The 9,089-nt window shown below is 68.0% G+C and carries 11 protein-coding genes; 5 read left to right on the forward strand and 6 right to left on the reverse strand.

The window, feature by feature from the left end; genetic code table 11:
- Positions 1-414: 414 nt before the first annotated feature.
- Together DM816_RS37190 and DM816_RS37195 are read right to left on the reverse strand one after the other, a co-directional pair.
- A complete protein-coding gene (locus DM816_RS37190; RefSeq protein WP_117215201.1) occupies positions 415-1,569 on the reverse strand; it encodes a fumarylacetoacetate hydrolase family protein in 1,155 nt (384 codons plus the stop codon).
- Positions 1,566-2,399, reverse strand: coding sequence for a hypothetical protein (locus DM816_RS37195; protein ID WP_117215202.1), 834 nt, complete (start codon positions 2,397-2,399; stop codon positions 1,566-1,568). Before DM816_RS37195 ends, DM816_RS37190 begins: the two co-directional genes overlap by 4 nt.
- A 78-nt stretch (positions 2,400-2,477) precedes the next feature.
- Between DM816_RS37195 and DM816_RS37200 the strand changes: the two genes are divergently transcribed.
- Entirely contained in the window at positions 2,478-3,665 is a 1,188-nt protein-coding gene (locus tag DM816_RS37200; protein WP_117215203.1) for a homogentisate 1,2-dioxygenase, read from the forward strand.
- Here DM816_RS37200 and DM816_RS37205 read toward each other — a convergent pair.
- The 4 genes from DM816_RS37205 to DM816_RS37220 form a co-directional block, all read right to left on the reverse strand.
- The gene (locus DM816_RS37205; protein WP_117215204.1) at positions 3,655-4,038 is read right to left on the reverse strand and encodes a PPOX class F420-dependent oxidoreductase; all 384 of its coding nucleotides are present in this window, start codon (positions 4,036-4,038) and stop codon (positions 3,655-3,657) included. The two genes, DM816_RS37200 and DM816_RS37205, sit on opposite strands and share 11 nt — an antisense overlap.
- On the reverse strand, positions 4,035-4,514 hold the full coding sequence (ispF, locus tag DM816_RS37210; RefSeq protein ID WP_117215209.1) for a 2-C-methyl-D-erythritol 2,4-cyclodiphosphate synthase: 480 nt from the start codon (positions 4,512-4,514) through the stop codon (positions 4,035-4,037). The genes DM816_RS37205 and ispF overlap by 4 nt, the downstream gene beginning before the upstream one ends.
- Positions 4,515-4,516: 2 nt before the next feature.
- Entirely contained in the window at positions 4,517-5,206 is a 690-nt protein-coding gene (gene ispD / locus DM816_RS37215) for a 2-C-methyl-D-erythritol 4-phosphate cytidylyltransferase (protein WP_117215205.1), read from the reverse strand.
- Positions 5,207-5,304: 98 nt separating this feature from the next.
- Positions 5,305-5,790: a CarD family transcriptional regulator gene (locus DM816_RS37220; protein ID WP_117215206.1), complete on the reverse strand. Its 486-nt coding sequence runs from the start codon at positions 5,788-5,790 to the stop codon at positions 5,305-5,307.
- Between the two features lie 187 nt (positions 5,791-5,977).
- Between DM816_RS37220 and DM816_RS43205 the strand changes: the two genes are divergently transcribed.
- The 4 genes from DM816_RS43205 to radA all read left to right on the forward strand — a co-directional run.
- The gene (locus tag DM816_RS43205) at positions 5,978-6,331 is read left to right on the forward strand and encodes a hypothetical protein (RefSeq protein ID WP_162908225.1); all 354 of its coding nucleotides are present in this window, start codon (positions 5,978-5,980) and stop codon (positions 6,329-6,331) included.
- Positions 6,328-7,113, forward strand: coding sequence for a UbiA family prenyltransferase (locus DM816_RS37225; protein ID WP_117215207.1), 786 nt, complete (start codon positions 6,328-6,330; stop codon positions 7,111-7,113). Before DM816_RS43205 ends, DM816_RS37225 begins: the two co-directional genes overlap by 4 nt.
- A 35-nt stretch (positions 7,114-7,148) precedes the next feature.
- Complete coding sequence (locus DM816_RS37230) at positions 7,149-7,646, forward strand: hypothetical protein (protein WP_117215208.1); 498 nt, start codon at positions 7,149-7,151, stop codon at positions 7,644-7,646.
- A 153-nt stretch (positions 7,647-7,799) separates the two neighbouring features.
- The coding region (gene radA / locus DM816_RS37235) for a DNA repair protein RadA (RefSeq protein WP_425455323.1) at positions 7,800-9,089 on the forward strand (1,290 nt) is incomplete at its 3' end.

Genomic DNA, 9,089 nt, shown 5'->3' on the forward strand with positions numbered 1-9,089 from the left:
TGAAAACATTCATACCAAAGGAATCAACCCAACAAAGGGGTCAAAAACCAAACAAAAACTTTGGCACTGGCATAAACAAGCACCCTGTTAAGTTCTCAAAAAACAAACACACACCAAACCAGACCACACACCGTGCGACCCAACCCGGGGCAACTCCCCAACACTACCCGGTTAGCCTCGCCAGGTCAACCCTCGTGTTTCCTGAATTTTCAGGGACTGGAAGAGTTTCGCTGACACTACCCGGAATGCTAGAGCGTGCAGAGGCGGACAACCGCCTAACTTGCACTGGCCTAGCCACCTTACCCGGTCGGATTCGCGTGCGCAAGCCCCGCACCGCCCGGATGTCCCGCGAATTCCGGAACTCTGCCGAGTGTCCGTTCCCTCGCGGGCCGGACTGAAGGTTACGCGACCGCGCTACTGCGATGCAAATCGGGCCGGGGCAATGGTTCCGACCACCGGGCTGAGCTCGACATCGCCGGCGCGAGCCCGGATGACAATCGTGTCCCCGTCTTCGAGGTACCGCTCGCCCCGGTGCAGTTCGAGCAGCGAGCCGACCTGGTCGGGCGAAGGGCCCGACACCGTGCCCGACGCGAACAGGTCACCCGTGCGCAGGCACGCCCCATTGACCGTCATGTGGGCCAGCTGCTGCGCGGGAGTCCAGTACATGGAGGCGAACGGTGGGCGCGTGACCATCTCGCCGTTCCAGGAAACCTCAAGCGCCAGATCCAACCCGCGCCTGTCGTCGGCGAGATAGGCGAGCACCGGTGGATCCTGCACGGGCGCCGAAGTCCAAGCCGACTCCAGCGCTGCCAGCGGAGTGATCCATGCTCCAACCGAGGTGGCGAACGACTTGCCAAGGAACGGACCCAGTGGCTGATATTCCCACGCCTGGATGTCGCGCGCGGACCAGTCGTTGACGAGCACAACCCCGAACACATGGTCCGCGAAAGCCGACCACGCCACCGGCGATCCCGGCGAAGACCCGACCCCCACCACGAACCCGACTTCGGCCTCGATGTCGAGCCGCCGGGATGGCCCGAAGTCGCCCGCTCCGCGCTGCCCGCACGGCCGCACCACCGTCGTGTCACTCACCACGACCGTGCCGGCCCGTCCGTGGTACCCGATGGGCAGATGCTTCCAGTTCGGCAGCAGCGCCGGCTGCCCAGGCCGGAAGATCTGCCCGACATTGGTCGCGTGATGCTCCGACGAGTAGAAGTCGACGTAGTCCGCGACCGTCCAGGCCAGCCGCTGCGTGACCGAAGAAAGCGGGATCAGCAGGCCTTCCACGACTCCCCGATGGGCCTCGTCGCCAAGCAGCTCGATCAACCGCGCCCGCACCGCGGACCAATGTGCGGGCCCGAGCGCCAGAAAGCGGTCGAGATTTTCCCATCGCAGGCTGTCCGCCGCGAGGACCAGACCCGCCGCCTCGCACGCGTCCAGGTCGAGTGCCCGCTCGCCGATTCGCACCGCGCACCGAGGCCGCCCGTCCTCGGGCACCACGACCCCATACGGAAGGTGGTTGATGTCGTATCCACTGCCGGCCGCACCCGGTACCCAGGAAGAATTCATGGCCCCACCAATCCAAGCTGTTGCATGTCGGCTACCGGTTCGGCGATGCTGCACGTCCCGAAGCCCTGCCACAGCGGCCTCGGGTCGTTCCTGAACGGACGGATCGCCTCGATCAGGGTCAACGGCTGCGTGGAGGCGAGGACCGAGGCGACCTCGCCCGTCTCCGCGCCGTCGTTGGTCAGGCACACCGCCGCCAGGATGTTGATGAACCCGTGGTGGGTGAACCCGGTTTCCGGATCGCTGTGCCGGATCGCGCTGTGCAGGCCGGCCGTGAGCTTGAACGGCAGCTTACGCTCGAAGCAGGCGCGGATCACGGCGGCGAGCTCCTGCGGGGTCGGAAACAGTTCCGCCGCAAGGCCTCCCGTGCGGAACTTGGCCGCGATGTCCAAACCGGACTGTCGTGCCTCGGCGATGGTGTCGAGCGCGCCGAGCAGTCCCCAGGCCAGCGGCACCTCGGCAAAACCCGACAGCGCGTACCGCTGCAGCAGCTCGATGAGGCGGCGCAGGGTGGGCTGCGGGTCCTCGCCGCGCCGCGCGACGGGCGCCTCGACCTGGCGCACGACCAGTCCGCGCGGGGTGAGCGGGCGGAACAGGTCGCCCAGCGCGATCCCGTCGGCGATCACGCCCACCGTGATCGTCTCGTCCGGGCGGAGCATCCCGCTCAACGTCTTCACCTGCGAGGCCGGGACGAGCAGTGGCCCGACCAGGTCCGCGTACCAGGATGCGCGGTATTCGCGGTGCGATTCGAGCGCGTCGGGCAGCGTGGCGCTGCCGGGCGGGAAGACCGCGGCGTCATCGAGTAGCTGCAGGAGCAGCGGCGGCGTTGACATGATCAGCCAATCTAGAGGACGCTACAGAGAGCGGACAAGCGTGTCCGATTATCGGACACTGCAGCCAGGAGGTTGGTCATGCCGTATTTTCGCAGTGTTGGTGAGGTACCCCGGAAGCGGCACACCCAGTTCCGCGCGCCCGACGGCAGCCTGTACGCCGAGGAGCTCATGGGCCAGGAGGGCTTTTCCTCCGACTCGTCACTGCTTTACCACCGCAACGCGCCGACCGCGATCGTCGCGGCCGAGGCGTTCGACCCTCCGCAGTGGACGCGCATGCCGAACCGGCCGTTGAAGCCACGCCACTTCCGCACGCACAAACTCGACGCGTCGGGCGCCGACGCGGTACTCGGAAGGCAGCATTTACTCGCCAACGACGACTGCCGCATCTCCTACGTGCTCGCCGATTCGCCATCCCCGTTGTACCGCAACGCGATCGGCGACGAGTGCCTGTACGTGGAGGCGGGCTCAGTGCGCGTCGAGTCCGTGTTCGGCGTGCTCGAAGCCAACCCGGGCGACTACGTGATCATCCCGACCTCGGTGATCCACCAGATCGTCCCCAAGGGCACCGCACGCCTGCTGGTCATCGAGGCCACGGGGCACATCGGCCCACCCAAGCGGTACCTGTCCGTGCGCGGCCAGTTTCTTGAGCATGCTCCGTACTGCGAGCGCGATCTGCGTGGACCGTCCGCGCCGATCGAAAAAGACGGCACCGATGTCGAGGTGCTCGTGCAGCACCGCCGCGGCTGGACCAGGCACGTCTACGCGCACCACCCGTTCGACGTCGTGGGCTGGGACGGCTGCCTGTACCCGTGGGCGTTCTCCATCCACGACTTCGAGCCGATCACCGGGCGGGTGCACCAGCCACCGCCCGTGCACCAGACGTTCCAGGGGCCCAACTTCGTGATCTGCTCGTTCGTGCCGCGCAAGGTGGACTATCACCCGCTGTCGATCCCGGTGCCGTACAACCACCACAATGTCGACTCCGATGAGATGCTGTTCTACACGGGCGGCAACTATGAGGCCCGCAAGGGTTCCGGCATCGGCCAGGGATCGATCTCACTGCATCCGTCGGGCTTCACGCACGGGCCGCAGCCCGGCGCCGCCGAGCGCTCGATCGGCGTCGACTACTTCGACGAGCTTGCGGTCATGGTCGACACGTTCCGCCCGCTCGACCTGTGCGAGCCCGCGCTCGCCTGCGAGGACGACGCCTATGCCTGGACCTGGGCCAAGCGGGCGGGCAACGGGCCCGACACGACTAGTGGATGACGACCTTCGTGGTGGTGACCCGGCAGACGACCCGCACGTTTGCCGGGTTCTTCTCCGTGAACGGCTTGCCGTCGTAGAGTTGGGACAGCTCCTCGATCAGCTCCGGCCCGCCGTCCTTGGTCATGCTGACCATGCCCCGGATCTCGACGTACTTGTACGGATCCTGCGGATCGAACAGCAGAATCGACACCCGTGGATCGCGCTCCATGTTCCTGGTCTTGCGCCGGCCGAGGATGGTCGAGAACACCACCGTGTCGTCCTCGCGCTTGACCCAGATCACGCTGTTCTGCGGCGATCCGTCGGGGTTGATCGTCGCGATGGTCGCGAACGTATGCGAATCAATCAGTCTCTTCGCCAGATCGGGGAGATTCATTGGTCCGATGGTGCCAGACTGACCAGCGCGACGGCGATCGCCGCCAGCCCCTCGCCGCGGCCGGTGAGACCAAGACCATCCGTCGTGGTGCCCGACACGGTGACGGGCGCGCCTGCCGCCGCCGACAAAACCTGCTGAGCTTCCTCCCGCCGCCTGCCGATCTTGGGTGCGGCGCCGATCACCTGAATGGACACATTCTCTATCCGGTACCCGGCCGAGCGCGCGAGCCGGGCCGACTCAGCCAATAGGGCCACACCAGAGGCGCCCGACCACTCGGGTCGGTCCGTCCCGAAATTCTCACCGAGGTCGCCCAGCCCGGTGGCACTGAAGATCGCATCGCAGGCCGCGTGGGCCGCCACGTCGCCATCGGAATGCCCGGCCAGCCCGCGCGGCTCATCGGGCCAGTACAGCCCGACCACCCAGCACGGACGGCCCTCCTCGAACGCGTGCACATCCGTGCCCACCCCGACCCGCATGATCACCCCGCTCGCAGTATCGCCTCGGCGACTACAAGATCCCACGGGGTCGTGATCTTCAGCGCGTGCGGGTGCCCGGGAACCGTGTGCACCGGCACGCCCATCCGCTCGACCAGGCCCGCGTCATCGGTGTGCGCGTCGGTCGCCGCCCGGTGTGCCTTGATCAACAGTGAGCGGCGGAACCCCTGCGGTGTCTGCACGGCTCGCAGCTGCGAGCGGTCCACCGTGGCCACGACCTGGTCGTCCGGTGCGACCTGCTTGATCGTGTCGACCACGGGCAGCCCCGGGATCACCGCGTCGTGCCCGTCCCGCACGGCCTGGGCCACGGCCTCGATCAGCGGGGGTGGCGCGAGGGCGCGGGCCGCGTCGTGCACCAAAATGATTTGAAAATTCTCGGGAACCGCGGCGAGCGCCCGCGCCACCGACTCCTGCCGGTGCTCCCCACCGGGCACGACGATCGCACGGGGCACCAGGGCACGCACCTGTTCGACCGCGTCGGCCGGAGCCGCGACCACGATCAGCCCGACGCTCGGCGCCGCCGCGAGATTGCGGCAACAGTGCACGAGCAGGGGCTCACCGGCGAGATCGCGCAGCGCCTTGGGCGTAGGCCCACCCAGCCGCACGCCACGACCCGCCGCCGGAACGAGCACCGCGACATCCCTGTGCGGCGGTGTGGGTGAATCGGTCGCCAAAAGCGAAGTCGACTCCACCCGGCGGCCCGCCGATAATGGGGGGCCGCCAAGGGCGAAGTCGACATCCGTAGTAGTGGGGGTTGATGATCGTGGTGAGATCACGCCTCGGCGAGCACCTTGTCGAGGAGGACCTCCGCCCCGTCCTTGGTGCTCTTTTCGGCGAGCGCCACCTCGCCGACGAGGATGTCTCTGGCCTTAGCGAGCATGCGCTTCTCCCCCGCCGAGAGTCCGCGCTCACGCTCGCGGCGCCACAGGTCACGCACGACCTCAGCGACCTTGAGCGGATTACCCGAGGCAAGCTTCTCGAGATTTGCCTTGTAACGCCGCGACCAGTTGGTCGGCTCCTCGGTGTGTGGAGCGCGGAGGACGTCGAAAACCTTGGTCAGGCCCTCTTCGCCAACAACCTCGCGCACACCGACGATCTCGGCATTTTCGGCGGGCACCCGCACGGTCAGGTCGCCCTGGGCAACCCGAAGGACGAGGTAAAGCTTTTCCTCACCCTTGATCGTGCGGGTCTCGATAGCCTCGATGAGTGCGGCCCCGTGGTGGGGGTAAACGACGGTCTCGCCGACACTGAAATCCATAGGTACGAAACCCCTTTCGCTGTGTCTAGGGTAACACGAGGCCGCGACGCCGTCCCACCCCGTCAGGCCTGGTTAGCGCAGCTCACGTGCGCTGTGAGTCGTATTCCTTTTCCTTGACATCAACTTTTAGGTTTCTTGACCATGCGTTTGGGCTACCGCGTGCGGGGCGAACGCGGGAAAGTTAAGTGTGGGCACTTTGGGGAACGGTCTGCCGGATCTTCCTCCCGAGTGGGGCGAGGTCTTGATCCCCGACGACGCCGCCGAACTGGACGAAGAGGCAGTTGAGGTCCGCAAGCAGCTGCGTGCGGAGGCTCGCCAGGCCCGCCGCCGCGCCCGGCGTGATCGGTGGCGGCGACGGTTCCGCCTACCCAACAAGATCGACGACCCCGAGGAGCCCTCGCTGTTCCTGCCGATGCTCGTGCTCGGCATCGCCCTGTTGATCACGCTGCTGAGCCTGCTCATGATCGCCTGGCCCAGCCTGATCAAGCCCACGCCGGAGCGGGTCGACCCGGGGCCGCCGGTCATCCAGCCGTCCGCATGATCGGCTCGCGCAGCGTGGCCGCCGTGTTGCTGCGGGCCTGCCACCCCCTGCCGGCCGCGGCCGTCACCGCGATATCGGGCGCGCTCGCGCTCGGGCTCGGCCAGCCGGTGGGCACCGCGGCACTGGTCGCGGCATCGATCGGGGTCAGCCAGCTGAGCGTCGGCTGGGCCAACGACGTGATCGACGCCCGGCGCGACCGGGCCGTGGCACGTACCGAAAAACCCATGGTCATCCGCCCGGACCTGGAGCGGGTCTTACGGGTGCTGGCCCTCATCGCGACGCTGGCCACCCTGGGCGCCGCGCTGGCGTGGGGCTGGCCACGCGGGTTCTGGCTCGCCCTCGCGCTGCTGTCGGCGCAGCTGTACAACTGGCCGCTCAAGGCGACACGGCTGTCGATAGTGCCGTATTTGGTGAGCTTCGGCGCGCTGCCGTTGTTCGCGAGCGATCGCCCGCCTGTGTGGATCATCGTGGCAGCGGCATTGCTCGGCGGCGCGGCCCACCTGGTCAACGCAATCCCGGACCTCGCGGACGACGCGGCCACCGGAGTGCGCGGGCTGCCGCACCGGCTCGGTCGGCGGGCTTCGTTCGGGCTGGCATTCGTGCTGCTGATCGCCGCGACCGTGACGCTGGTGTCCGGCGCGCGCCTGCCGTGGTGGGCCGGCACGATCGCGCTGGCGATGCCGCTGCTCGGGCTGTTCGGCGGGGCGCGCACGAAGTTTCGGGTGCTGATCGCGGTCGCGCTCGTGGACGTCGTCCTGCTCGTCGTCAGCGGGGGCCTGTGACTCCCACCGAACGGGCGTTTACTACCCTGAGCCACGTGAAGCGCTCGATCACCTTCGCCCTCGCGACCGCCGCCGTCGCCTTCGCACTCTCCGGTTGCAGCGCCGGGCTCTACACGCAGACGGCCGACCAGACGCCGACGGTGCCCGGGGCCAATGTCACCGTGCCGGGGCGCGACGGGGTGGGCACACTTTCGGTGCGCAACGCCACGCTCGCCTATCCGGGCACGGAGGGCTACAAAGCCGGATCGCAAGCGCAGGCGCATATCTGGCTGTTCAACGACACGCCCGAGCCGGTGCGCGTCGTGATCCGGCCGGGGCTCGAGTCGCCGGTCACGATCCCGCCGGGTGGCTTCGCCAAACCGGAGGTGAGGTTCCCCGTCGACAAGACGCTGCACAACGACGGCAGCTTCCCGGTCGAGGTCGAGTTCGTGGGCGTGAGCCGCTTCAACCTGGTGCTGCCGATCGCGCCGCCGGACGAACCGGCACCCAAGCACAAAATCGAGCTCGACCAACCCGCCGGCAGCGGCCACTGACCCCGCCCCCCGGGGTTGATTTCCGGTTGATCATGAACTCACGTCCATGTTCGACGGTGTGTCGCGACACCGACTTCATGGTCAACACCTCAGAGCCGTTTGCAGCGCCATGCCCGGGGGTCGATGTCGGACCTACCCTGTAGCTTGCGGGGTGTGAAAGCGAGCTCTGCCAAGACACGTGCGTCCTATCTGTGCGACGCGTGCGGGCATCAGCCACCCAAGTGGGTGGGGCGGTGCCCGGAGTGCGGCGAGTGGGGCTCCATTGTGGAGTCGACCACCGGGCCCTCGCTGGGCGCGATGCGCCACGTCGCGCCGCGCCAGCCGGGTGAGCCGGCCCGTCCAATCGCGACGATCAGCGCCGAGCCCGCGCGTGCGGTTGCCACGGGCGTGGGCGAGCTCGACCGGGTGCTCGGGGGCGGGCTCGTGCCCGGCGCGGTGGTGTTGCTCGCGGGCGAGCCGGGCGTTGGCAAGTCCACTTTGCTGCTTGACGTCGCCCAGCAGTGGGCGCTGGGCAGCGGCAGCAACGCGCTGGTGATCAGCGGGGAGGAGTCGACGAGCCAGGTGCGGTTGCGCGCCGAGCGCATGGGCACGCTGCACGAGCGGCTCTATCTGGCGTCCGAGACCGACCTTTCGGCCGTGCTGGGCCACGTCGACGCGGTCAAGCCCGGTCTGCTGGTGGTCGACTCCGTGCAGACCATCTCATCTTCGAGCAGCGATGGGGTGGCGGGCGGGGTGACCCAGGTGCGCGCGGTGACGGCCGCTCTGGTGGCCAACGCCAAGGAGCGCAACATCGCCACCGTGCTGGTCGGCCACGTGACCAAGGATGGGCATGTCGCCGGGCCGCGGGTGCTGGAGCATCTGGTCGACGTCGTGCTGCAGTTCGAGGGCGACAAGCACTCGTCGCTGCGCCTGATCCGGGGGCTGAAAAACCGGTTCGGCGCGGCCGATGAGGTGGGCTGCTTCGAGATGCACGAGAGCGGGATCACCTCGCTGGCCGATCCTTCGGGGCTGTTTGTCACCACCTATGCCGAAAACGTGCCGGGCACGTGCGTGACGGTGGCGATGGAGGGCCGGCGCGCGCTCGTGACCGAGGTGCAGGCGCTCATCGGGGCCACCGTGGCCGGGTCGCCGCGGCGCACCGTTTCCGGCCTCGATTCGGCGCGACTGGCGATGGTGCTCGCGGTGCTGCAGCGGCGCACCGAGCGCATCGCGCTGCACGACAAGGAGGTCTTCGCGGCGACGGTCGGCGGCATGCGGGTCACCGAGCCGGCGGCGGATCTCGCGGTCGCACTCGCCGTGGCATCGGCGAGCCTCAATCTCGCGATGACGCCGCGGCTGGCGGCGATCGGCGAGGTGGGCCTGACCGGTGAGGTGCGCCGGGTGAGCGCGGTGCAGCGGCGGCTGGCCGAGGCCTCGCGGCTCGGGTTCAAATACGCGTTGGTG

The sequence above is a fragment of the Allorhizocola rhizosphaerae genome (genome assembly GCF_003426775.1).
Lineage (GTDB): Bacteria > Actinomycetota > Actinomycetes > Mycobacteriales > Micromonosporaceae > Allorhizocola > Allorhizocola rhizosphaerae.

Excerpts from the sequence above, each read along its gene's own strand:
- DM816_RS37190 (WP_117215201.1), bottom strand. The coding sequence starts at position 1,569 with ATGAATTCTTCCTGGGTACCGGGTGCGGCCGGCAGTGGATACGACATC.
- DM816_RS37195 (WP_117215202.1), bottom strand. The coding sequence starts at position 2,399 with ATGTCAACGCCGCCGCTGCTCCTGCAGCTACTCGATGACGCCGCGGTC.
- DM816_RS37200 (WP_117215203.1), top strand. The coding sequence starts at position 2,478 with ATGCCGTATTTTCGCAGTGTTGGTGAGGTACCCCGGAAGCGGCACACC.
- DM816_RS37205 (WP_117215204.1), bottom strand. The coding sequence starts at position 4,038 with ATGAATCTCCCCGATCTGGCGAAGAGACTGATTGATTCGCATACGTTC.
- ispF (WP_117215209.1), bottom strand. The coding sequence starts at position 4,514 with ATGCGGGTCGGGGTGGGCACGGATGTGCACGCGTTCGAGGAGGGCCGT.
- DM816_RS37220 (WP_117215206.1), bottom strand. The coding sequence starts at position 5,790 with ATGGATTTCAGTGTCGGCGAGACCGTCGTTTACCCCCACCACGGGGCC.
- DM816_RS37225 (WP_117215207.1), top strand. The coding sequence starts at position 6,328 with ATGATCGGCTCGCGCAGCGTGGCCGCCGTGTTGCTGCGGGCCTGCCAC.